The 24,044-nt window shown below is 63.2% G+C and carries 11 protein-coding genes; 5 read left to right on the plus strand and 6 right to left on the minus strand.

The annotated features are described in order from the left end of the window. Together ACTJK7_RS20905 and ACTJK7_RS20910 are read right to left on the minus strand one after the other, a co-directional pair. The gene (locus ACTJK7_RS20905; RefSeq protein ID WP_108562889.1) at positions 1 to 870 is read right to left on the minus strand and encodes an SDR family oxidoreductase; all 870 of its coding nucleotides are present in this window, start codon (positions 868 to 870) and stop codon (positions 1 to 3) included. Between the two features lie 12 nt (positions 871 to 882). Continuing rightward, a complete protein-coding gene (locus ACTJK7_RS20910) occupies positions 883 to 2,673 on the minus strand; it encodes an acyclic terpene utilization AtuA family protein (RefSeq protein ID WP_108562888.1) in 1,791 nt (596 codons plus the stop codon). Positions 2,674 to 2,867: 194 nt separating this feature from the next. Between ACTJK7_RS20910 and ACTJK7_RS20915 the strand changes: the two genes are divergently transcribed. The 3 genes from ACTJK7_RS20915 (at position 2,868) to ACTJK7_RS20925 (ending at position 5,480) form a co-directional block, all read left to right on the plus strand. Then, entirely contained in the window at positions 2,868 to 3,491 is a 624-nt protein-coding gene (locus ACTJK7_RS20915) for a TetR/AcrR family transcriptional regulator (RefSeq protein ID WP_007955773.1), read from the plus strand. Positions 3,492 to 3,581: 90 nt separating this feature from the next. Then, positions 3,582 to 4,379: a substrate-binding periplasmic protein gene (locus ACTJK7_RS20920; protein WP_064384020.1), complete on the plus strand. Its 798-nt coding sequence runs from the start codon at positions 3,582 to 3,584 to the stop codon at positions 4,377 to 4,379. Positions 4,380 to 4,466: 87 nt separating this feature from the next. Beyond that, positions 4,467 to 5,480, plus strand: a complete 1,014-nt coding sequence (locus tag ACTJK7_RS20925) for a GNAT family N-acetyltransferase (RefSeq protein WP_440780160.1) — start codon at positions 4,467 to 4,469, stop codon at positions 5,478 to 5,480. Between the two features lie 72 nt (positions 5,481 to 5,552). Here ACTJK7_RS20925 and ACTJK7_RS20930 read toward each other — a convergent pair whose 3' ends face one another. Further along, the gene (locus tag ACTJK7_RS20930; RefSeq protein ID WP_011335256.1) at positions 5,553 to 6,107 is read right to left on the minus strand and encodes an RNA polymerase factor sigma-70; all 555 of its coding nucleotides are present in this window, start codon (positions 6,105 to 6,107) and stop codon (positions 5,553 to 5,555) included. Between the two features lie 379 nt (positions 6,108 to 6,486). Between ACTJK7_RS20930 and ACTJK7_RS20935 the strand changes: the two genes are divergently transcribed. Together ACTJK7_RS20935 and ACTJK7_RS20940 are read left to right on the plus strand one after the other, a co-directional pair. Continuing rightward, the gene (locus ACTJK7_RS20935) at positions 6,487 to 19,488 is read left to right on the plus strand and encodes a non-ribosomal peptide synthetase (RefSeq protein WP_440780159.1); all 13,002 of its coding nucleotides are present in this window, start codon (positions 6,487 to 6,489) and stop codon (positions 19,486 to 19,488) included. Positions 19,489 to 19,731: 243 nt separating this feature from the next. Beyond that, positions 19,732 to 20,544, plus strand: coding sequence for an alpha/beta fold hydrolase (locus tag ACTJK7_RS20940; RefSeq protein WP_108562885.1), 813 nt, complete (start codon positions 19,732 to 19,734; stop codon positions 20,542 to 20,544). A gap of 31 nt (positions 20,545 to 20,575) precedes the next feature. Here the strand turns inward: ACTJK7_RS20940 and dsbG are convergent, their stop codons facing one another. The 3 genes from dsbG to dsbD are packed head-to-tail and all read right to left on the minus strand — an operon-like array spanning position 20,576 to position 23,924. Beyond that, complete coding sequence (gene dsbG / locus ACTJK7_RS20945) at positions 20,576 to 21,346, minus strand: thiol:disulfide interchange protein DsbG (protein WP_085655122.1); 771 nt, start codon at positions 21,344 to 21,346, stop codon at positions 20,576 to 20,578. Then, positions 21,322 to 22,194, minus strand: coding sequence for a TlpA disulfide reductase family protein (locus tag ACTJK7_RS20950; protein ID WP_108562884.1), 873 nt, complete (start codon positions 22,192 to 22,194; stop codon positions 21,322 to 21,324). Before ACTJK7_RS20950 ends, dsbG begins: the two co-directional genes overlap by 25 nt. Beyond that, entirely contained in the window at positions 22,194 to 23,924 is a 1,731-nt protein-coding gene (gene dsbD, locus ACTJK7_RS20955; protein ID WP_440780158.1) for a protein-disulfide reductase DsbD, read from the minus strand. Before dsbD ends, ACTJK7_RS20950 begins: the two co-directional genes overlap by 1 nt. Positions 23,925 to 24,044 lie beyond the last annotated feature (120 nt).

Here is a 24,044-nt window from a genome sequence, read left to right on the forward strand (position 1 = left end):
TTACTCCTTGTCCTTCAAAACGTCCGGCATATAGGCCCGGTGAAAACCGTTGAAGGATTCGCTGTGGGTCGCCTTGTGCAGCGGCCAGGCGCGACTGCCCAGACTGGCTGCGCCGTCGATGCGCAAGGTGCTGCCGCTGATGAACGCGGCAGCCGGGCTGAGCAGAAACACGATCGCGGCGCTGACCTCCGATTCGGTGCCGATGCGCTTGAGCGGCACGTGTTCGCGCAGGGTCGGGATCACGGCTTTGAAGGCGCCTTCGTAGGTGTCCATGCCGCTGGAAGCGATCCAGCCCGGCGCCACCGCATTCACCCGCACCCCGGCATAACCCCATTCAAACGCCGCCGTTTTGGTGAAGTTGTCCATGCCCGAGCGAGCCGCGCCGGAGTGGCCCATGCCGGGCATGCCGCCCCACATGTCGGCGAGCATGTTGACGATGTTGCCGCCGTGTTTGCTCATCGACTGGTTGAACACTTCCCTGGCCATCAGGAAACCGCCGACCAGATTGGTCCGCAGTACGGTTTCGAAGCCTTTCTGATTGATCGAGGCCAGGGGCGACGGGTACTGCCCGCCGGCATTGTTGACCAGTCCGTGGATCGGGCCGTGTTCGCGGATCAGTTCGCTGACCAGCGCCTTCACGGCTTCTTCTTCACGGATGTCGCAAGCCTTCCAGTGCGCCCGGCCACCGTCCTCGGCAATTTCGGCAGCGACGGTTTGCAGCTTTTCCGGCTTGCGTCCGACCAGCACCACGGTCGCCCCGAGCGCCGCCAGTTCATGGGCGGTGCAACGCCCGATGCCACTGCCGCCGCCGGTGACGATGACGGTCTGGCCGCTGAACAGATCAGCCCGGAAAATCGATTCGAACGCCATGGTGCCAATCCTCTAGTCGAACTGTTCGGCGATGCTCTGCGGCACCGGGATCTGGATTTCCAGTAGTTGTTGGGCGAAGGCCTTGCCTTGCGGGTCGATGCGCAGGCTTGCCACGCCGCCGCCACCGAGGGCGTTCTCCAGCAGGAAGTTGAGGCTGTGGGTGCCCGGCAGATACCAGCGCTCGACCCGGCCGTGAATCGGGTCGAGGACATGGCTCATCCAGTCCACGACCACCGCCGGGGTCAGCGCTTCGGCGATCCACGGCAGGTATTCCGGGCGGCGCGGCAGGACGCCGATGTTGCTGTGATTGCCCTTGTCGCCGGAACGCGCCACGGCCAGTTTCACCAGCGGCACACTCGCGTCGGCGCGGCCCTGGGGTTTGGGTGTTTCGTGGGGCAGGGGCAGATCCTGACTGTCGAGGGTGGCGGGGGCGGGCAGGGCGAACGGATGAGATTTGCCGGCGATGTCGATCTGCAAGGTGCAGGCGCTTTTGTCGATCAGGAACGAGAACAGCCGGATCAGCGGATACACCGTCGGCCGCCCCCCGACGATGCCGGTCAGGCCCGGCGCCATGCCGGTCGCGGCCTGGGCGATCTCGCGGGAGAACAGGATCAGCGCCTGTTTGTTCGGGTGGCGCACGGCGAGTTTGATCACCACTTCGCGGCTGTCCCGACGCTGGCCGTGAGGGCCGTAGGTGGCTTCGCTGCCGAGCAGTTCGACATCGGTTTCGGTGTACGGTCCCAAGCCTTTTTGTTCGAGCATTTCCGAAGTCTTGTCGAGGATCGCCCGACTGACGCGCCGGGCTTTTTCCACGGCATCGATGCCGGCGATCAGGCAACTGGCGGTGCAGCGGAAACCATCCGGATACGTGGCGCTGACCTTGTATTGGTCGCTGGGCGGCAGGCCTTTGGCGCCGTGGACCCGGACGGCGTTTTTGCCTTGTTGCTGAAGTTTGACCTGGCTGAAATCGCAGACCACATCGGGCAACAGATAAGCCTGCGGATCACCGATTTCGTAGAGCATCTGCTCGCCGACAGTCAGCGGCGTGACCAGCCCGCCGGAGCCTTCCGGTTTGCTGACGATGAACTGGCCGTCGGCGCTGACTTCGACGATCGGGAAACCGATGTGTTCGTAGTCCGGCACGTCGCGCCAGTCGGTGAAATTACCGCCGGTGCATTGCGCGCCACATTCGATGATGTGCCCGGCCAGGGCGGCTTGCGCGAGTTTGTCGTAGTCATGCCACGACCAGCCGAATTCGTGCACCAGCGCGGCGCTGACCACCGCGCTGTCGACCACCCGGCCGGTGATCACGATGTCGGCACCCAGGCGCAGGGCTTCGACGATGCCCGGCGCGCCGAGGTAAGCGTTGGTCGACACGCACATTGGCGGCAGCGGGGCGCCGCTGAACATTTCCGTTATGCCTTGGGAGGCGAGGTGTTTGAACTGGGGTTGCAGGTCATCGCCCGACAGCACTGCAATTTTCAGTGCTACGCCAGCCTTGTCGCAGGCCGCTTGCAGGGCGGCGGCGCAGGCCTTTGGGTTGACCCCGCCGGCATTGCTGATGACGCGAATGTTCTGTTCGGCCAGTTGCGGCAGCAGGGGCGTGAGGACTTCGATGAAATCCCCGGCAAATCCCGCCTGCGGGTCCTTCATGCGCGCGCCGGCCATGATCGACATTGTGATTTCGGCCAGGTAGTCGAAGACCAGATAATCCAGCTGTCCTGCGGCCACAAGCTGCGCGGCGGCGGTCGAGGTGTCTCCCCAGAATGCGCTGGCGCATCCGATGCGAACCGTGGTGGGCATTTTGATCTCCGACTCAGCAACCTGTGACAGAAGTGCATCGAGGCTACCAAGCAAGCGCTTGGTTTGTAAACACCTGGAATTTTCTTCTGCCCAAGCGCTTGCTTGGTCGCGGGTGGCGGCTTAAATTGCCCGCGCAACCCCGCCGTTTCTGCGGCGTACGGCACACTTGAATGATCGACTGTAGGAGACAATGGGTGGATGAGCAAAAAGCCCTGAGGGTCATGCGTGAACTGGTCGATGCCGGCCAGCTGACCGATCCGGACAGCGCTCGCGGCAAACTGCTGCAAGTGGCGGCCCACCTGTTCCGCAACAAGGGCTACGAGCGCACCACGGTGCGCGATCTGGCCGGTGCCGTGGGGATTCAGTCCGGCAGCATCTTTCATCACTTCAAGAGCAAGGATGAAATCCTGCGGGCAGTGATGGAGGAAACCATCCGCTACAACACCGCACTGATGCGCGCAGCCCTTGCCGATGCCGCCGATGTGCGTGAGCGGGTGCTGGCGCTGATCCGCTGCGAATTGCAGTCGATCATGGGCGGCAGCGGCGAGGCGATGGCGGTGCTGGTGTATGAATGGCGCTCGCTGTCCGAAGACGGCCAGGCCAAAGTGCTGGCGCTGCGAGACATTTATGAAGACCTCTGGCTGCAAGTGCTGGGTGAGGCCAAGGAGGCGGGGTTCATCCGTGGCGACGTGTTCATTACCCGACGTTTTCTCACGGGCGCGCTGTCCTGGACCACCACCTGGTTCCGTGCCGGCGGCAGTCTGAGCCTGGATCAACTGGCCGAAGAGGCGCTGATTCTGGTGCTCGAAGAGCGCTAGGCGCTTTCTATCGGGCCGGGAAACTGGCTAACTTGGCGAAACCGCCTAGCTTGAATGCATGATCGGTACTTTTTCGGGGAGTGGGGTGTTTTGAAGTCTTCGCCAATTCGGACGGCCGCCGGGCTGATGCTCGCAGCGCTGGCTGCTTTATGGGTATTGCCTGCTCCGGCGGCGCAGGTGGTTCGGGTGGGCGCAGCGCATTTTCCGCCCTACACCATTCGCCCGGAAAACGGCGCCGACACCGGCCTGCTGCCGGAGCTGGTCGCCGCGTTGAACAGCGCCCAGAGCGACTATCGTTTTGAACTGGTACCCACCTCGATTCCTCGCCGGTTCGGTGATTTCAAGGATGGCCGCACCGACATGGCAATCTTCGAAAATCCGGAGTGGGGCTGGAAGGACATCCCCCACACCACCGTCGACATGGGTCTTGAGGACGCCGAGATTTTCGTCGCGCAGAACAAACCCGGACGCCAGCAGAATTACTTCGCCGATCTCAAGGGCAAACGGCTGGCGCTGTACAGCGGTTATCACTACGAATTCGCCAATTTCAACGCCGATCCCAAATACCTCGCAGAAACCTACAGCGCCACGCTGACCTATTCCCACGACAGCAACCTGCTGATGGTCTTGCGCGGACGCGCAGACATTGCCTTGGTGACCCGCTCGTACCTGTTCGATTACCTGCTGCGTAATGAAAAGGTGCGTGACGAATTGCTGGTGTCCCAGCGTATCGATCAGATCTATCACCATTACGCGATTCTTAGTCCGAAGGCACCGATCACCGGCGAAGCGTTCGGCAAACTGCTGCAAGGGCTGCGCGACAACGGGCAGATGTTGAAGATCTTCGATCCCTACAAGATCGCGGTGGTGCCGGTAGCGCATCAATGACCGGCGGTTTTTGCCGAGCGGCCTAAATTTTTCGCCCCGGCTCACGTCCCATCGTTGAACTGTCGACGATTATCGTGAGCCCGACCCATGTCCAATCTGAATGACCTGACTGCCCTGGCCCTGCCTTCGGGCAGCCAACTGCTAGCCGATGCCACCGAAAGCCGTCTGAGCCTGAGCCTGGACGGGCAACCGCTGATTCGCCTGTGCCTTGATCGTGAAGGCCGGGGGCCGATCCAGATCGATGAACGCTACGCGCTGCCGCCAGGCCAGGCGCTGTGGGCCGCCTGTTATTGGCTGTTTGCCCGGGATCCGGCGCGTCAGCAATTGATCTGGCAACTGGATCAGGCGCCGACCGAAGCCTTGCTCGGCGGCTTGCTGGTGAGCACTGAAGTGGCGGGCGAATACCGCTGCGAGCGCACGCTGTTCTGGCAACTGCCGCAACCGTGGCTGGGGGTCTCGCTGACCGGCAGTTATCCGCAGCAGATGGTCATCAGCAACGGCAAGCGCCATCCGTTGCGCCCGGTCAAACCGCGCGGTGAGGTTTATCGGCGTTTCGATGCGCGTCTCGGTGCCTGGATTTCTCTGCGAACGGTGGAGATCGAGCAGGATCTGGCGCGTTTCAATCGCTGGCAGAACAGCCCGCGAGTCGCCAGTTTCTGGCAGGAAGAGGGCAGCCTCGAACAGCATCGCGAGTACCTGAGCAAACTCGACGCCGATCCGCACACGCTGACCTTGATCGGTTGTTTCGATGATCAGCCGTTTGCCTATTTCGAAGCCTACTGGGCCAAGGAAGATCGCATCGCGCCGTTCTACGATGCCGACAATTACGATCGCGGCATTCACATGCTGGTCGGGGAAGAAAATCATCGCGGCCCGCACAAGGTGGCGAGTTGGCTGTCGGCGCTGGTGCACTACCTGTTTCTGGATGATCCGCGCACGCAGCGGGTAGTCGCCGAACCCCGTGCCGACAACGCGAAAATGATTGGCCACATGCACAACCAGTGCTTCCACTGCGAGAAGGAATTCGACTTCCCGCACAAGCGTGCGGCGCTGATGATCCTTGGGCGCGAGCGGTTCTTCGACCGGTGCACGCTGGTGTGACATTTCGCTGACAACAAAAAAGATCGCAGCCCTTCGACGAAGGCTGCGATCTTTTTTTGCGGCCGATTTTTGTCAGCGACGGTTTGCGGTCACTGCATCGGCGCGACTGCTCGACACCTTGCGGCAGTGCACCAGCGCGTCGCGAATCATGAAGTTGACCAAGGTCGGCGAAACGCCGAGTTCCTTGGCGATGTCCTTCTGCGGCACGCCGTGCAGGCGGTACATCTCGAACGCATAGCGAGTGCGGACCGGCAGCTCGGTCAGCGCATCGGCGATGTGTTCCAGGGTCGAGAAGTTGATGTGCGAGGTTTCCGGCGAAGCGCCCTGAATGACCACGTTCAACCCTTCCTCCTCGGGGCCGGCGTACTTTTGCTCCAGCGCCTGTTTGCGGTAGTGATCGATCGCCAGGTTGCGCACGATCTGGAACAGATAACTCAGCTGGGCCTTGATCGACGACGTGATCGGCGGGGCCGATTGCAGTCGGAAGAACGCATCCTGCACCACGTCTTCGGCGCGTGACCGGCAGCCGGTGATGCGGGCTGCAATCTTGACCAGAATCAGTCGATTGTCGACGAATGCCTGAAGTAGCGGTGAATCGCACCTGCTTGTGGATACTTGTTCCGTCATGGAAATCACCTTGCTGCCAATAGGTTAGTGGGACGCCTGGGGGCGGGGTCGTCCTACACATCGAGCGACAAATTATGTTGAATGATAATGATTGTCAATTGAGAAAGAGAACTAATGATCCATAACAGTGCGAACTGAGAACTGCCACACGCCGCCGCACTCGCCCAAGCGCCCAGCCCCGTTGGCGATCCAGCCTGCCGACTAATTATTTCAAGACGTCATCCGTTCTCATTGGTGAATGGATCCGGGTACGCAGCCCCGGACCTACCGCATTCCAATGCCTTGCACGGTCGGCGAAGACCGTGTCCCGCATGCCTTGCACGGGCATGCCGCAGCCAACCCGATTCCACCAGCAAGCCGAATTCAGGCAGGAAACCTCATGACCGACGCGTTCGAACTCCCCAGCACCCTGGTCCAAGCCCTTCAGCGCCGTGCGGCCCTGACGCCGGATCGGCTGGCCCTGCGCTTTCTCGCTGAAACCGAGGAGCAGGCTGTGGTGCTCAGTTATCGCGAACTCGATCAACGCGCACGCGCCATCGCCGCCGCGTTGCAGGCCGAGGCCGGATTCGGTGATCGCGCGGTATTGCTGTTCCCGAGCGGTCCGGATTACGTCGCGGCGTTCTTCGGTTGCCTGTACGCGGGTGTGATCGCGGTGCCGGCCTATCCGCCGGAATCGGCCAAGCGTCACCATCAGGAACGCCTGCTGTCGATCATCGCCGACGCCGAACCGCGTCTGCTGCTGACCAGCGCCGACCTGCGCGACGCCTTGCAGCAAATCGAAGGCGCGCCGCCGCTGTTGTGCGTCGACACCCTTGACGCTGCACTGGCCGAGCGCTGGGTCGAACCGACCTTGCCGCAAGATCACATCGCCTTCCTGCAATACACCTCCGGCTCCACCGCGCTGCCCAAGGGCGTGCAGGTCAGCCACGGCAACCTGGTGGCCAACGAACGGCTGATCCGCCACGGCTTCGGCATCGATGTGAACCCGGACGACGTGATCGTCAGCTGGCTGCCGCTGTACCACGACATGGGCCTGATCGGCGGTCTGCTGCAACCGATCTTCAGCGGCGTGCCGTGCATCCTGATGTCGCCGGCGTACTTCCTCGGCCGGCCGTTGCGCTGGCTCGAAGCGATCAGCCAGTTCGGCGGCACCATCAGCGGCGGGCCTGACTTTGCTTATCGACTGTGCAGCGAGCGGGTCAGCGAATCGGCGCTGGAACGCCTCGACCTGAGCCGCTGGCGCGTGGCCTATTCCGGCTCCGAGCCGATCCGGCTCGACACCCTCGAGCGTTTCGCCGAGAAGTTCACCGCGTGCGGTTTCAGCGAAGACAGCTTCATGGCGTCCTACGGTCTGGCGGAAGCGACCCTGTTCGTCGCCGGCACACCGCGCGGCACCGGGATTCCTGCACTGCGCGTCGATGATCAAGCCCTGGCGCAGAATCGAGCCGAAGCGGGCGAGGGCAGTCCGATCATGAGCTGCGGCATCAGCCAGCCGGAACATGCGGTGCTGATTGTCGAGCCGAACACCCTTGAAGAACTGGCCGACAACGCTGTCGGTGAAGTCTGGGCTGCCGGCCCGAGCATCGCCCTCGGCTACTGGCGCAACCCCGAGGCGACTGCCAAGACCTTCGTCCAGCACGCCGGCCAGACCTGGCTGCGCACCGGTGACCTGGGCTTCATGCGCGACGGTGAACTGTTCATCACCGGTCGCCTGAAAGACATGCTGATCGTGCGCGGTCACAACCTCTACCCGCAGGACATCGAAAAGACGGTCGAGAACGAAGTGGAGGTGGTGCGCAAGGGCCGTGTCGCGGCGTTTGCGGTCAATCAGAATGGCGAGGAGGGCATCGGCATCGCGGCGGAAATCAGCCGCAGCGTGCAGAAAATCCTCCCGCCTGAAGCGCTGATCAAAGCCATTCGACAGGCCGTGGCCGAGGCGTATCAGGAAGCACCGAGCGTGGTTGTGCTGCTCAATCCGGGCGCGTTGCCGAAAACTTCCAGCGGCAAGCTGCAACGTTCGGCCTGCCGCAATCGTCTGGCTGATGGCAGCCTCGACAGCTACGCCGTATTCCCCTCAGCCACTGCTGAAACCGCTCAGGACTCGACCGCGTCCGCCTCCGAACTGGAAGCGTTGATCGGCAAAGTCTGGGCCGAGCAACTCAACGTCAAACAGGTCAACGCCGACGATCATTTCTTCCTGCTCGGCGGCAACTCGATCGCCGCCGCTCAGGTGATCGCCAAGGTCCGTGAGGAGTTGGGCCTGGAGCTCAATCTGCGTCTGCTGTTCGAAGCCCCGACCCTGTCTTCGTTCGCCGCCGCCGTGGCGCAACAGCAACAGGACGGCGGCAGCGCCCAAGGCGAAATCACCGCGTTGTCGCGCAACGAAGCCTTGCCGCAATCCCTGGCACAAAACCGTCTGTGGATCACTTGGCAGCTCGACCCGCACAGCAGCGCCTACAACATTCCCGGCGCCCTGCGCTTGCGTGGCGAACTGGACGAGGACGCCCTGCGCGCCAGCTTCCAGCAACTGATCGAGCGCCACGAATCCCTGCGCACCCGCTTCTTTGAACGCGACGGCGTGGCCCTGCAACAGGTCGAAGCGGCGGGCGAGTTCAACCTGCAACTGATTGACATAAGCGACCTGCCGGCCAGCGAACGTGAAGCCCGCGCACAACAGATTCGCGAGGACGAAGCCCGCACCCGGTTCGATCTGGAAAAAGGCCCGCTGCTGCGGGTGACGCTGGTTCGCCTCGACGACGAAGATCACCAACTGCTGGTGACGATGCACCACATCATCGCCGACGGCTGGTCGCTGAACGTGTTGATCGACGAGTTTTCGCGTCTGTACGCCGCCGCGTCCCAAGGCCAGCGTGCCGAACTGGCGCCGCTGCCAACCCAATACGCCGACTACGGCAGTTGGCAGCGCCAATGGCTGGCGCAAGGCGAGGGTGAGCGACAACTGGCGTACTGGAAAGCACAGTTGGGGGAGGAGCATCCGACCCTGGAACTGGCGACCGACCATCCGCGCTCGGCCAAGAAAAAGCACAGCGCCGCGCGTCATAGCGTTCGCCTGGGGATCAGCCTCAGCGACGCCATTCGCCAGACCGCTCAGGCCTATCAATCCACGCCGTTCATGCTGCTGCTCTCGGCTTTCCAAAGCCTGTTGCATCGCTACAGCGGCCAACGCGACATCCGCATCGGCGTACCCAACGCCAACCGTCCGCGTCTGGAAACCCAGGGCCTGATCGGCTTCTTCATCAACACCCAGGTGCTGCGTGCCGACGTCGATTCGCGTCTGCCGTTCACCGGACTGCTGGCGCAAACCCGTCAGGCTGCGCTCGGTGCCCAGGCGAATCAGGATCTGCCATTCGAACAACTGCTCGAAGCCTTCCCGCAGGCCCGCGAACAAGGTCTGTTCCAGGTCATGTTCAACCATCAGCAACGCGATCTGAGCGCGCTGAAACGTCTGCCGGGCCTGCTCGCCGAAGAACTGCCGTGGCACAGCCGCGAGGCCAAGTTCGATCTGCAACTGCACAGTGAAGAAGACCGCAACGGGCGCCTGACGCTGTCCTTCGACTACGCCGATGAGTTGTTCGACGCCGCGACCATCGAGCGCCTCGCCGAGCATTTCAGCAACCTGCTGCGAGCGGTTTGCGAACGTCCGGAACAAACCATCGGCGAGCTGCAACTGCTGACCGCCGCCGAACACTCTCAGCAAACTGCGTGGAGCGTCGCCCCGTGCACTCCGGCGCAACAATGGCTGCCGGAACTGCTCAACGAACAAGCCCGGCAAAATCCGGATCGCACTGCGCTGCTGTGGGACGGCGGCAGCCTGGACTTCGCAGAATTGCACGCCCAGGCCAACCGTCTCGCCCATTACCTGCGCGACAAGGGCGTCGGCCCGGATGTGTGCGTGGCCATCGCCGCCGAGCGTTCGCCGCAACTGCTGATCGGTCTGCTGGCGATCATCAAGGCCGGTGGCGCCTACGTGCCGCTGGACCCGGAATACCCGGCTGAACGCCTGGCTTACATGCTCAGCGACAGCGGCGTCGAACTGCTGCTGACCCAGACTGCATTGCTCGGCCGCTTGCCGGCCAGCGAAGGCGTCAGCGTGATCGCCATGGACACCCTGCACCTGGAAAACTGGCCGAGCCAGGCACCGGGCCTGCACCTGCACGGCGACAACCTCGCCTACGTGATTTACACCTCCGGCTCCACAGGCCAGCCGAAAGGCGTGGGCAACACTCACGCGGCGCTGGCCGAGCGTCTGCAGTGGATGCAGAACACTTATCGCCTGAACGACACCGACGTGTTGATGCAAAAGGCGCCGATCAGTTTCGACGTGTCGGTGTGGGAGTGCTTCTGGCCGCTGATTACCGGTGCGCGCCTGCTGATCGCCAGCCCCGGCGAACACCGCGATCCGCACCGCATCGCGCAACTGGTTCAGCAGTACGGCGTGACCACGCTGCACTTCGTGCCGCCGCTCCTTTCGCTGTTCATCGACGAACCGTTGAGCGCCGAGTGCACCAGCCTGCGTCGCGTGTTCTCCGGCGGTGAAGCGCTGCCGGCAGAACTGCGCAACCGCGTGTTGGCGCAACTGCCGGCGGTGCAACTGCACAACCGTTATGGCCCGACCGAAACCGCGATCAACGTCACTCACTGGCATTGCAGCGTGGCCGATGGCGAGCGTTCGCCGATTGGCCGTCCGCTGGGTAACGTGGTTTGTCGCGTGCTCGACAGCGATCTCAATCCAGTGCCGGCCGGTGTGCCGGGTGAACTGTGCATCAGCGGCATTGGTCTGGCCCGTGGTTACCTCGGCCGTCCGGCGCTGACCGCCGAGCGTTTCGTGGTCGATCCGCTGGGCGAGCAGGGCGCGCGTCTGTACCGCACCGGTGACCGCGCCCGCTGGACCCACGATGGTGTGATCGAATACCTCGGCCGTCTCGATCAGCAGGTCAAACTGCGCGGCTTTCGCGTCGAGCCGGAAGAGATCGAAGCGCGTCTGCTGGCTCAGGCCTGCGTGGCTCAGGCCGCCGTGCTGGTGCGTGAAACCGTCGCCGGCCCGCAACTGATCGGCTATTTCACCGCCACCGATGCCAGCGAAGATCAGGACGCGCAAACTGCTCGCCTGAAATCCGCACTGGCCGCCGAACTGCCGGAATACATGGTCCCCGCGCAACTGATGCGCCTGGACGCCATGCCCCTGAGCCCGAGCGGCAAACTCGACCGCCGCGCCTTGCCCGAGCCGCAATGGCAAGTGCGCGAGCACGTCGAGCCGGTCACCGACCTGGAACAACAGATCGCCGCGATCTGGCGCGAAGTGCTCGGCCTGAAGCAGGTCGGCCTGCGCGACGATTTCTTCGCCCTCGGCGGTCACTCGCTGCTGGCCACCCAAATCATCTCCCGCACCCGGCAGGCCTGTGACGTCGAACTGCCGTTGCGCGCCTTGTTCGAGCACAGCGAACTCGGTGATTTCGCCGAGCAGATCCGCCAGATCCAGGCCAGCGGTCGCACCAACAAACAGCCGCCGATCGACAAGGTTGATCGCAGCAAACCGGTGCCGCTGTCCTACTCACAACAGCGCATGTGGTTCCTCTGGCAGATGGAGCCGGACAGCCCGGCGTACAACGTCGGCGGCATGGCGCGCCTGCGTGGCGTCTTGCATGTCGAGCGTTTCGAAGCGGCGCTGCAAGCGTTGATCCTGCGCCACGAAACCCTGCGCACCACGTTCCCGAGTATCGACGGCGTGGCCCGTCAGCAGGTGCATGCCGAGACCGGCGTGCGCATGGACTGGAAGGATTTTTCGAAATTCGCCGCCGATGTGCGCGAGCAGAAAGTCCAGCAACTGGCCGACGACGAAGCGCACCTGCCGTTCGATCTGGAAACCGGTCCGCTGCTGCGCGCCTGCCTGGTCAAGACCGCCGAGCAGGAGCATTACTTCGTCCTGACCCTGCACCACATCGTCACCGAAGGCTGGGCGATGGACATCTTCGCCCGTGAACTCAGCGCGCTGTACGAAGCGTTCGTCGACGATCGCGAATCGCCGCTGGAACCGCTGCCGGTGCAGTACCTCGACTACAGCGTGTGGCAGCGCAACTGGCTGGAATCCGGTGAGCGTCAGCGTCAGCTCGACTACTGGACTGCGCAACTGGGCCGCGAACATCCACTGCTGGAGCTGCCAGGCGACCGCCCGCGTCCGCCGGTGCAAAGTCACCAGGGCGAGCTGTTCCGTTTCGACCTCAGCGACGATCTTGCCGCGCGGGTTCGGGCGTTCAACGCGCAGAACGGTCTGACCCTGTTCATGACCATGACCGCCGCCCTCGCGACCTTGCTTTACCGCTACAGCGGCCAGACCGATCTGCGCATCGGCGCGCCGGTGGCCAACCGTATCCGCCCGGAAAGCGAGGGCCTGATCGGTGCGTTCCTCAACACTCAGGTGCTGCGTTGCCAGCTCGACGGCCAGATGTCGGTCGGCGAATTGTTCGAGCAGGTGCGTCATACCGTGATCGAAGGGCAGTCCCATCAGGATTTGCCGTTCGATCATCTGGTTGAAGCCCTGCAACCACCGCGCAGCGCGGCGTACAACCCGCTGTTCCAGGTGATGTGCAACGTGCAGCGCTGGGAATTCCAGCAAAGCCGCATGCTCGCCGGCATGACCGTCGAGTACCTGGCCAACGATGCGCGGGCGACCAAGTTCGATCTCAACCTGGAGGTCACCGATCTCGACCATCGCCTCGGTTGCTGCCTGACGTACAGCACTGATCTGTTCGACGAACCGACCATTGCACGCATGGCCAGGCACTGGCGCAATCTGCTTGAAGCGTTGATCGCCAACCCGCAGCAACGCCTCAGCGAATTGCCGCTGCTCGATGCGCCTGAACAACAGCAATTGCTCGACAGCCTTGGCGTCGAGCCGGGCGAGCGTCGTCTCGACCAGTGCATCCATCACCTGTTCGCCGAGCAGGCACTGGTGCGCAAAGATGCGCCGGCCCTGACCTTCGCCGGGCAGACTCTGAGCTACGCCGAACTCGACGCTCGCGCCAATCGCCTGGCCTGGGCCCTGCGCGAGCGCGGTGTCGGCCCGCAAGTGCGAGTCGGTCTGGCGCTGGAGCGTTCGCTGGAAATGGTCGTTGGCCTGCTGGCGATCCTCAAGGCCGGCGGCGCCTATGTGCCGCTGGACCCGGAATACCCGCTCGACCGCTTGCATTACATGATCGAAGACAGCGGCGTCGGCCTGCTGCTCAGCGACCGCGCGATGTTCAAGGCTCTCGGCGAACTGCCGTCGAACGTGGCGCGCTGGTGCCTGGAAGACGACAGCGCCGCGTTGGCCGATTACCCGGCTACCGAGCTGCCCTTTATCAGCCTGCCGCAGCATCAGGCGTACCTGATTTACACCTCGGGTTCCACTGGCAAGCCGAAAGGCGTGGTGGTGTCCCACGGTGAAATCGCCATGCATTGCCAGGCGGTGATCGAGCGCTTCGGCATGCGTCCGGACGACTGCGAGCTGCATTTCTATTCGATCAACTTCGACGCCGCCACCGAACGTCTGCTGGTGCCGCTGCTCAGCGGCGCGCAGGTGGTGCTGCGTGCGCAGGGTCAGTGGGACGCGGAAGAAATCTGTGGCCTGATCCGCGAACATCGGATCAATATCCTTGGTTTCACCCCGAGCTACGGCAGCCAGTTGGCGCAGTTCCTCGCGACGCAAAACGACACTCTGCCGGTGCGCATGATCATCACCGGCGGCGAGGCGCTGACCGGCGAGCACCTGCAACGAATTCGCGCAGCGTTCAAGCCGAGCCTGTTCTTCAACGCTTATGGCCCGACCGAAACTGTGGTCATGCCGCTGGCCAGCCTTGCGCCGGAAGTATTGGAAGAGGGCGCCGGCAGTGTGCCGATCGGCAGCGTGATCGGTGATCGCGTGGCCTACATTCTCGACGCCGATCTGTCGCTGGTGCCGCAAGGCGCGACCGGTGAATTGTTTGTCGGCGGCGCCGGTCTGGCGCTGGGGTATCACGAGCGTGCGGGCATCACTGCCGAACGTTTCGTCGCCGACCCGTTTGCCGCCGATGGCGGGCGCATGTACCGCACTGGCGACCTGGTGCGCCAGCGCGCCGATGGCTTGGTGGAGTATCTGGGGCGGATTGACCATCAGGTGAAGATCCGCGGTTTCCGGATCGAACTGGGCGAGATCGAAACCCGCCTGCTCGATCACGACTCGATCCGCGAAACGGTGGTGCTGGCGCTGGATGCGCCGAGCGGCAAGCAACTGGTCGGCTATCTCGTGACCGAGGTCGCTTCGCGAAGCGAAGCCGAGCAGGCCGAACTGCGCGAAGCCCTCAAGTCGCACCTGAAGACGCAACTGCCGGACTACATGGTGCCGACCCATCTGATTCTGCTGGCGAGCATGCCGCTGACCGCCAACGGCAAGCTCGATCGCCGCGCGTTGCCGGCGCCGGATCCGGAGCTCAATCGTCAGGATTACGTGGCGCCGAGCAACGAGCTTGAGCAGACCCTGGCGCAGATCTGGTGCGAGGTGCTCAACGTCGAGCAGGTCGGTCTCAACGACAACTTCTTCGAACTGGGCGGCGACTCGATCCTGTCGATTCAAGTGGTCAGCCGGGCGCGTCAGCAGGGCATTCACTTCAGCCCGCGCGATCTGTTCCAGCATCAGACTGTGCAGACCCTGGCGGCTGTCGCCAGTCGCAGTGAAACCGTCACCGCCGAGCAAGGTCTGGTGTCCGGCGAATCGAGTCTGACGCCGATCCAGCACTGGTTCTTCGACACCGACATTCCCGAGCGTCAGCACTGGAACCAGGCGTTGTTGCTGGAGCCGACTATTGCGCTGGAACCTCATCGTCTGGAGCAAGCGCTGTTGGCGGTGATCGAGCAGCATGACGCCTTGCGTCTGCGCTTCAGTGAGGTCAACGGTGCATGGCAGGCATCCCATCAACCGGTCACCGATGCCGCCGTGCTGTGGCAAGTCCGGGTACCGTCGATGGACAAGTGCGCCGCACTGTTCGCCGATGCCCAGCGCAGCCTCGACCTTGCCCAGGGCCCGTTGCTGCGTGCAGTTTTGGTCGATGGGCCGGACGCTCAGCAACGGCTGCTCATCGCGATCCATCACCTGGTGGTCGACGGTGTGTCGTGGCGCGTTCTGCTCGACGATCTGCAAACCGTGTATCGCCAGCTCGACGCCGATCAGTCGGTGAAACTGCCGGCGAAAACCAGCGCCTTCAAGGACTGGGCGGCACGCTTGCAGGCCTACGCCGGCAGCGAATCCCTGCGTGAAGAACTGAGCTGGTGGCAAGCGCACCTGGCCGGCCCGAATGCCGACTTGCCGTGCGAACACCCTGAGGGCGGTCGCGAGAATCGCCATGCGCAAACCGTCAGCGTGCGTCTGGATGGCGAGCGCACCAAGCAGCTATTGCAACAGGCACCGAGCGCCTACCGCACGCAGGTCAACGACCTGTTGCTGACCGCGCTGGCCCGCGTGCTGTGCCGCTGGAGCGGGCAGCCGTCGGCGCTGATTCAACTGGAAGGCCACGGCCGCGAAACCCTGTTCGACGAGATCGACCTGACCCGCACCGTCGGCTGGTTCACCAGCGCCTATCCGCTGCGCCTGACTCCGAACAACATCGAAGAAGCGGCCGGGCAGGGCGCTTCAATCAAGGCGATCAAGGAACAGCTGCGCGCCGTTCCGCACAAAGGCCTCGGTTATGGCGTGCTGCGTTATCTGGCCGATGACGCCAGTCGTCAGAGCATGGCGGCGTTGCCGAATGCGCCGATCACGTTTAACTACCTCGGCCAGTTCGACCAGAGCTTCGGCAACGATGCGCTGTTCCGTCCGCTCGACGAGCCGGTCGGTGCGGCCCACGATCCGCACGCACCGTTGCCGAACGAGTTGAGCGTCGACAGTCAGGTGTACGGCGGGGAACTGCTGCTGCGCTGGACCTTCAGCGCCGAACGCTATGACGCGCAGACCATCAACGAGCTGGCCGATGCCTACGTCGGCGAGTTGCAGAGCCTGATCGAACATTGCCTGCAGGACGAGGCCGGTGGCCTGACGCCGTCGGACTTCCCGCTGGCGAAACTCACCCAGGCGCAACTTGACGCGCTGCCAGTGCCGGCGGCGCACATCGAAGACGTGTACCCGCTGACGCCGATGCAGGAAGGCATGCTGCTGCACACCTTGCTCGAACCCGGCACCGGTCTGTATTACATGCAGGATCGCTACCGCATCAACAGCGAACTCGACCCCGAGCGTTTCGCTCAGGCGTGGCAAGCAGTGGTCGCCCGTCACGAAGCGTTGCGTGCGTCGTTCTGCTGGAACGTTGGCGAAGACATGCTGCAAGTGATTCATACGCCGGGTCGCACGCCGATCGAATATCTGGACTGGAGCGCCATCGCTGACGCCGAGCAAGAGCCGAAGCTGCAAGCGCTGCTCAAGGCCGAGCGCGAGGCCGGGTTCGATCTGCTCAATCAGGCACCGTTCCACCTGCGCCTGATCAAGGTCGGCGCGGCGCGTTACTGGTTCATGATGAGCAACCACCACATCCTGATCGATGCCTGGTGCCGCTCGCTGCTGATGAACGATTTCTTCGAAATCTACACCGCGCTGGGCGAAGGTCGCGAAGCACAATTGGCGGTGCCGCCGCGCTACCGCGATTACATCGGCTGGCTGCAACGCCAGAGCCTGGCCGAAGCGCGCCAGTGGTGGCAGCAGAACCTGCAAGGTTTCGAGCGCACCACGCCGATCCCGAGCGACCGTCCGTTCCTGCGTGAACACGCCGGCGAAAGCGGCGGCATGATCGTCGGCGACCGCTACACCCGACTGAATGTCGAGGACGGCGCCCGTCTGCGTGAGCTGGCCCAGGCCCATCAACTGACCATCAACACCTTCGCCCAGGCGGCGTGGGCACTGGTGCTGCGCCGCATGAGCGGTGATCGCGACGTGCTGTTCGGCGTGACCGTGGCCGGGCGCCCGGTGGAAATGCCGGAGATGCAGCGCACCGTCGGCCTGTTCATCAACAGCATCGCGCTGCGGGTGCAGATCCCGGCGGACGATCAGCGCGTCAGCGTGCGTCAGTGGCTGAGCGGTCTGCTCGACAGCAACATGCAACTGCGCGAGTACGAATACCTGCCGCTGTTGAACATCCAGGAACAAAGCGAACTGCCGAAAGGCCAGCCGCTGTTCGACAGCCTGTTCGTGTTCGAAAACGCCCCGGTGGAAGTCTCGGTGCTGGACCGCGCGCAGAGCCTCAACGCGACCTCGGACTCGGGCCGTACCCACACCAACTTCCCGTTGACTGCTGTTTGCTATCCGGGCGATGACCTTGGTCTGCATCTGTCTTACGACCAGCGCTATTTCGACGAGTCGACCATCGAGCGCATGCTCGGCGAGTTCAAGCGTCTGCTGCTGGCGCTGGTCGAGGGCTTCCATGGCGACATGGCTGACCTGCCGCTGTTGGGCCATGAGGAACAGGACTTCCTGCTCCACGGCTGCAACCAGAGTGAGCACGACTATCCGCTGGAGCAGAGCTACGTCGAGCTGTTCGAAGCCCAGGTCGCGCAACATCCGCAACGTATTGCCGCCAGTTGCCTTGATCAGCAGTTGAGCTACGAGCAACTGAACCAGAACGCCAACCGTCTCGGCCATGCACTGGTCGCAGCCGGGGTGCAGAGGGATCAACCGGTGGCGCTGCTGGGCGAGCGTAATCTGGATCTGCTGGGCATGATCATCGGCAGCTTCAAGGCCGGTGCCGGTTACCTGCCGCTGGATCCGGGACTGCCGAGCCAGCGTCTGCAACGCATCATCGAGCTCAGTCGTACGCCGGTGCTGGTGTGCACCGAAGCTTGCCGTGAACAGGCGACGACCTTGCTGGATGAGTTCAGCTGCGCCAACCGTCCGCGCTTGCTGGTGTGGGAAGAGGTTCAGGCCGGTGCGGTTTCGTCGGCGAATCCGGGGATCTTCAGCGGGCCGGACAACCTGGCCTACGTGATCTACACCTCGGGCTCCACCGGGTTGCCGAAAGGCGTGATGGTCGAGCAGCGCGGCATGCTCAACAACCAGTTGAGCAAGGTGCCGTACCTGAACCTGAGCGACGCCGATGTGATCGCCCAGACCGCTTCGCAAAGCTTCGACATTTCGGTCTGGCAGTTCCTCGCCGCGCCGCTGTTCGGGGCGCGAGTGGACATCGTGCCGAACACCACCGCCCACGATCCGCAAGGCTTGCTGGTGCATGTGCAACAGCAGGGCATCACCGTGCTGGAAAGTGTGCCGTCGTTGATTCAGGGCATGCTCGCTTCGGATCGTCTGAGCCTCGACGGCCTGCGCTGGATGTTGCCGACCGGTGAAGCGATGCCGCCGGAACTGGCGCACCAGTGGCTGCTGCGTTATCCGGAGATCGGTCTGGTCAACGCCTATGGCCCGGCGGAGTGCTCCGACGACGTGGCGTTCTTCCGCGTCGACCTGGCCTCGACTCGCGGCAGTTACCTGCCGATCGGTACGCCGACCGACAACAATTTGCTGTACCTGCTCGATGGCGCGCTGGATCTGGTGCCGCTGGGTGCGGTGGGTGAGTTGTGTGTGGCGGGCACCGGGGTCGGTCGCGGTTATGTCAGCGATCCGCTGCGCACCGCGCCGGTGTTCGTGCCGAATCCATTCGGTGCGCCGGGCGAGCGTCTGTATCGCACCGGCGACCTGGCGCGTCGCCGCAGTGACGGGGTGCTGGAGTACGTCGGCCGGGTCGACCATCAGGTGAAGATTCGCGGTTACCGGATCGAGCTGGGTGAAATCGAGGCGCGTCTGCACGAACAACCGGAAGTCCGCGATGGTGCGGTCGCTGTGCAGGAAGGCGTCAACGGCAAACATCTGGTTGGCTACCTGGTCGCCGCAGATTCTGCACTGAACCAAAGCGAACGTCTGGAGCGAATCAAGCAGCGCTTGCGCGCCGAACTGCCGGAATACATGGTGCCGCTGCACTGGTTGTGGCTTGACCGGTTGCCGCTCAACGCCAACGGCAAACTCGACCGCAAGGCCTTGCCGGCGCTGGAGATCGGCCAGTTGCAGGGCCAGGATTACCTGGCGCCGCGCAGCGAGCTGGAGCAGACCCTGGCGGATATCTGGACCGAGGTGCTGAAGGTCGAGAGGGTCGGGGTACGCGACAACTTCTTCGAACTCGGCGGCCATTCGTTGCTGGCCACGCAGATTGCCTCGCGGGTGCAAAAAGCCTTGCAGCGGGATGTACCGCTGCGAGCGATGTTCGAGTGCAGCACGGTGGAGGAACTGGCCGGGTACATCGAAGGGCTGGCGGCCAGTGACATTACCGAGGAGAAGGTTGATCGACTGAATGACCTGATGGCGGAGCTGGAAGGGCTTTAATCTCTGGCGCCTGTACCGGCCTCTTCGCTGGCAAGTCGAGTCGTCGCACCGCAGCTCCCACAGGTTCCGGCGATGTTCACAGGTTTTGTGTACGACGCTAACCCTGTGGGAGCTGGCTTGCCAGCGATGGCGTCGGTGCGTTCAACGCAATTGCGTCGGTACATGGATGTACGTTTGTATAGTTGACGATCCTGAACCGGCAGCCCAGTCTGCCGGTTCTCTTTTTTGTCGCGGGGGTGATCGATGGCTTTCTTCGAAGTAGACGGACAGGCGCTTCACTACATTGATCAAGGCACGGGCCCGGCGGTGTTGCTGGCTGGCAGCTACCTGTGGGACCAGGCCATGTGGGCACCGCAGATCGCTGCGCTGTCGCCGCACTATCGAGTGATTGCACTGGATCTGTGGGGCCATGGCGAATCCGGGCGCTTGCCTGAAGGCACCGCTTCGCTGGACGACATCGCCCGTCAGGCCCTGGCCTTGCTCGATCATCTGGACATTGATCGGGTGACGCTGGTCGGGCTGTCGGTTGGCGGCATGTGGGGCGTGCGCCTGGCGTTGTCGGCGCCGCAGCGGCTCAACGGACTGGTGCTGATGGACACCTACGTCGGCGTCGAGCCGGAGCCGACCCGCCAGTACTATTTCTCGCTGTTCAAACAGATCGAAGAAAGCGGCGGGATCTCCGAGCAACTACTGGATATCGTGGTGCCGATTTTCTTCCGTCCATGCATTGATCGGGCGTCGGCGCTGTATCAGGATTTCCGCGCCAAACTCGCCGGCTATTCGGCCGAACGCCTGCGCGACAGCATCGTGCCGATGGGGCGCATCACCTTTGGCCGTGACGATCTGTTGCCGCGTCTGGGCGAACTGAATGCGGCCACCACGCTGGTGGTCTGCGGCGATCAGGACAAACCGCGCCCGCCGTCGGAAGCACGGGAAATGGCCGAGTTGATTGGTTGCCCGTGTGTGTTGGTGCCGGAGGCAGGGCATATCTCCAATCTGGAGAATCCAGCCTTCGTGACCGACACGCTGCTGAAGTTTCTGGCTGGGCTGAAGTAACGAAAACGCCCACGCATTGCGTGGGCGTTGTTTATTTCGGGCCGAGAATCTTCGCCAGTTTGTCCGGCGTCGGCGCGCCTTGCTGTTGTTGCAGCTCGCCCTTGTCGTCCATGTAGAAGATCGCCGGGGTGGCCTGCAAGTCCAGGTCTTCCATCAGCTGCATGTTCGCTGCGAGTTTGGTTTGCACGGCGACCGGAATGTCCTTCAAGGCCTTGAGCGTGCTGGCCTTGCCGGCTTTCTCGTGATCTTCCAGGGCTTTGCTCGGGTCCTTGGCGGCGAGCAGGGCGGCGGCTTTGGCCGGGCTGTCTTCGCGGATGATGCCGACCATGATGTGTCGCAGCTGCACCTTGCCGGCCTTGACCCATGGACGGGCCTGTTCCCAGAACATGTTGCAGTACGGGCAGTTCGGGTCGCTGAACAGGTACACAGTGCGCGGCGCATCCTTGTTGCCGTCCTGAATCCAGTTGCTGGCCTCGAACTTGGCCCAGACTTCCTTGGCCATCGGCGCGTAGACCAGTTTTTGCAGCGGCGCGCTGCTCAGGTCGTTACCGTCGGCGTCGTACAGGTTGCCCAGCAGCACGTGCTTGCCGTCCGGGGTCAGGTACAGCGCCATGCCACGGTTCTGGTATTGCGCGGCGTAACCACGCAAGCCGTCCGGCGCGTCGAACTGGCCGACGATTTTTGCGCCTTTGGCTTCAATCTTCTTGATCGCTTCAGGCAATTCTTCGGCGGCCTGTACTGAGGGCAAGTGCAGCAGGGCTGCGCTCATGGTCAGCGTCAGCAGGTGGCGGAGGCGGGGCATGGCAGTTTCCTTGAAGAAGAGGTGGCCGGATTCAGGCTGGAAGCCGGGGTGTCGAAGTTTTCCAGGGCGCGGGCCAGGCTGGCGTTCGACAGCTCGCCCAGATGGCTGCCCAGCAGACGACCGTCCGGGCTGTAGAACAGGGTAGTCGGCAGGGCCATGGAACCCACGGCCTGGCCGAGGCGTCCGCTGCGGTCGAACAACACGTTGTTCAGGCTCAGGCCCTGGGTTTCGAGAAAAGTCGCAACGCTTTGCATGCTTTCGGCCTGGTTGACGAACAGGAACGTCAGGTCCGGGCGTTGTTGCTGGGCGTTTTCCAGCACCGGCATTTCCCGTCGGCACGGCGGGCACCAGGTGGCCCACAGGTTGATCACCAGCGGCCCGCCCTGATAGTCGGTGAGTTTCACGGTTTCACCGGCGGCGTTGCGCAAGGTGATGTCCGGCAGGCGCGTGCCTTGCTCGTAGATGTTCAGCGACAGGGTCGCCAGCACCCAGAACGCCACACCGCTGACCACACCGAAACCCAGCGGTCGACGCAAACCCGGCCGGCGCCAGCCGCGATACAGCGCCGCCAGCAACAGCACGATCACCCCCGGCCAGGCGAGGAAGCCGCCGTCGCGCAAGTCGATGATCTGCCAGAGATCGTTGCGATAGTGCCCCCAGTACATGGCGACAAACGCCATGCGCGCCGCCAGCATGCCGAGCAGAAACAGGCTGAACAGCGCCGACTCGGGGTTGTCACCGCCGCGCTTGGCCACCCGCCAGCCGACGAAGGTCGCCAGCGCCAGCGCGCTGATCAGCAGCAGGTGGTTGAGGGCGATGGCAAAGGTGCCGAGGGTGAAGGTCAGCATTAACGAGCGTCTCGGGTGGTGGTCCAGCGTTGCAGGAAAGTGTCGGCATCGACCTCGCCGGTGATGCGCTGGCTGCGGCGCTCTTCGCCGTCGGCGCCGATCCACACGAAACTCGGTGGCCCCGGCACTTTATAACGGCCGAGCAGTTCGCGGCTGGCGGCATTGTCGGCGGTGACATCGAGTCGGAGCAAGCGCACATCGCTCAGGGCCTGCATCACCCGCGCCTGGCCGAACACCTGTTTCTCCATGACTTTGCACGACACGCACCAGTCGGCGTAGTAGTCGAGCAGCGCCCATTGGCCCTGAGCTCTGGCGGCGTCAAGCTCACGTTGCAGGGCGGCGGGATCCTTGATCGTCGTGAAGGCTTCGTGGCCGTTCGGGGCCGCCGTGCCGACGCGGCCGGCGCTGTACACCTGCAACGGCTGATACGGGTCGTCACTGCCCCCCGCCGCACCGACCACCAACAGACTGCCCCACAAGCCCAGTAACAGCGAACCGGCACCGAACAACTGCGCCACGCGACCAAAGCCGTCGGATTGTTTCCAGGCGCTGTAAGCGGCAATCAACAGCAACGCACCGCACAGACCCAGCCACAGCGACGGATCCAGCACCGGACGCAGCATCAGCAGCGCGGTGGCGAGGAACAGGAAGCCGAACACGCCTTTGAGCAGATTCATCCACGCGCCGGGCTTGGGCAGGAAGCGATTGCCGACGGTCACCAGCAACAGCAGCGGTACGCCGATGCCGATGCCCAGAGCAAACAGGATCAGGCCGCCGTGCAGTGCGTTGCCGCTTTGCGCGATGTAGAGCAGGGCGCCGGCCAACGGTGCGGTCATGCACGGGCCGACCAGCAGACCTGACAGCGCGCCCAATACGCCGGCGCCGATCAGGCTGCCACCGCGCTGACTGCGCGAGGCGTGCTCCAGTCGATCCCGCAGGGCGACCGGCAATTGCAGCTCGAAGAAGCCGAACATCGGCAGCGCCAGAACCACAAACACCGCCGCGAACGTCCCGAGCAGCCACGGGTTCTGCAACCACGCCTGCAAGTTGGCCCCCAGCAGCGCGGCGATGACGCCCATCGCCGCGTACACCAGCGCCATGCAAACTACATAACTGCCGGCCAGTGCGAAACCACGACGCGGCGTGGCGCCGCTGCCCACCACCATGCCCGCCAGAATCGGCAGCATCGGCAATGAGCACGGCGCAAACGCCAGCAACAGCCCCAGGCCGAAGAACACCAGCAGGCTCCAGCCCAGTGAGTGCTGCTGAAGACCGCTGGCCAGTGCCTGATCCGGCGCTTCACCCGTTGTCGCTGCAGCTTTGCCGCCGAGGTCGATCACTCGGGTTTGTGGCGGATAGCAAAGACCGGCATCGGCACAGCCCTGATAACTGACCTTGATCTGGCCTTGGGCGGATGACGGGATTTTCAGCTCGAGGCCCTGGCGATAAACCGGTTGCTCGCCGAAATATTCGTCACTGTGGGATTCCCCTTCAGGCAGGGCCGGGACGTTCTGCGTCGCCAGCCCGTCGAATTTCAGACGCTTCTGATACAGGTAGTAGCCGTCGGCGATTTGCCAGAACAGTTGGGTCTCACCGGAATCCAGACGTTCCGAGGTCAACACGAATGCCTTGTCGACCGGAAGAAACTCCGGTTTTGAAGCAAAGGGATCGTTCCCCGCCTGGGCCAGACTTGAAATCAACAGTGCAAAAAACAGAAAAAAATGACGCATGGAGAAGCCTTGTCCCTGTGCAATTGAGGGGCACAATGGCGGGCAGTGATTAACCGATGATTAACCGGGGACATCCATGCGCCAAAACCGCGAAGCACTGAAGCTTCCAGCTAAATGGGC

The sequence above is a fragment of the Pseudomonas sp. 22085 genome (assembly GCF_052045815.1).
GTDB classification, from domain to species: Bacteria; Pseudomonadota; Gammaproteobacteria; order Pseudomonadales; family Pseudomonadaceae; genus Aquipseudomonas; species Aquipseudomonas glycinae.

Bases quoted from the DNA above. Each gene is read 5' to 3' on its own strand.
- ACTJK7_RS20925 (WP_440780160.1), top strand. From the start codon at position 4,467: ATGTCCAATCTGAATGACCTGACTGCCCTGGCCCTGCCTTCGGGCAGC.
- dsbD (WP_440780158.1), bottom strand. From the start codon at position 23,924: ATGCGTCATTTTTTTCTGTTTTTTGCACTGTTGATTTCAAGTCTGGCC.
- ACTJK7_RS20950 (WP_108562884.1), bottom strand. From the start codon at position 22,194: ATGCTGACCTTCACCCTCGGCACCTTTGCCATCGCCCTCAACCACCTG.
- ACTJK7_RS20935 (WP_440780159.1), top strand. From the start codon at position 6,487: ATGACCGACGCGTTCGAACTCCCCAGCACCCTGGTCCAAGCCCTTCAG.
- ACTJK7_RS20910 (WP_108562888.1), bottom strand. From the start codon at position 2,673: ATGCCCACCACGGTTCGCATCGGATGCGCCAGCGCATTCTGGGGAGAC.
- ACTJK7_RS20940 (WP_108562885.1), top strand. From the start codon at position 19,732: ATGGCTTTCTTCGAAGTAGACGGACAGGCGCTTCACTACATTGATCAA.
- ACTJK7_RS20930 (WP_011335256.1), bottom strand. From the start codon at position 6,107: ATGACGGAACAAGTATCCACAAGCAGGTGCGATTCACCGCTACTTCAG.
- dsbG (WP_085655122.1), bottom strand. From the start codon at position 21,346: ATGCCCCGCCTCCGCCACCTGCTGACGCTGACCATGAGCGCAGCCCTG.
- ACTJK7_RS20905 (WP_108562889.1), bottom strand. From the start codon at position 870: ATGGCGTTCGAATCGATTTTCCGGGCTGATCTGTTCAGCGGCCAGACC.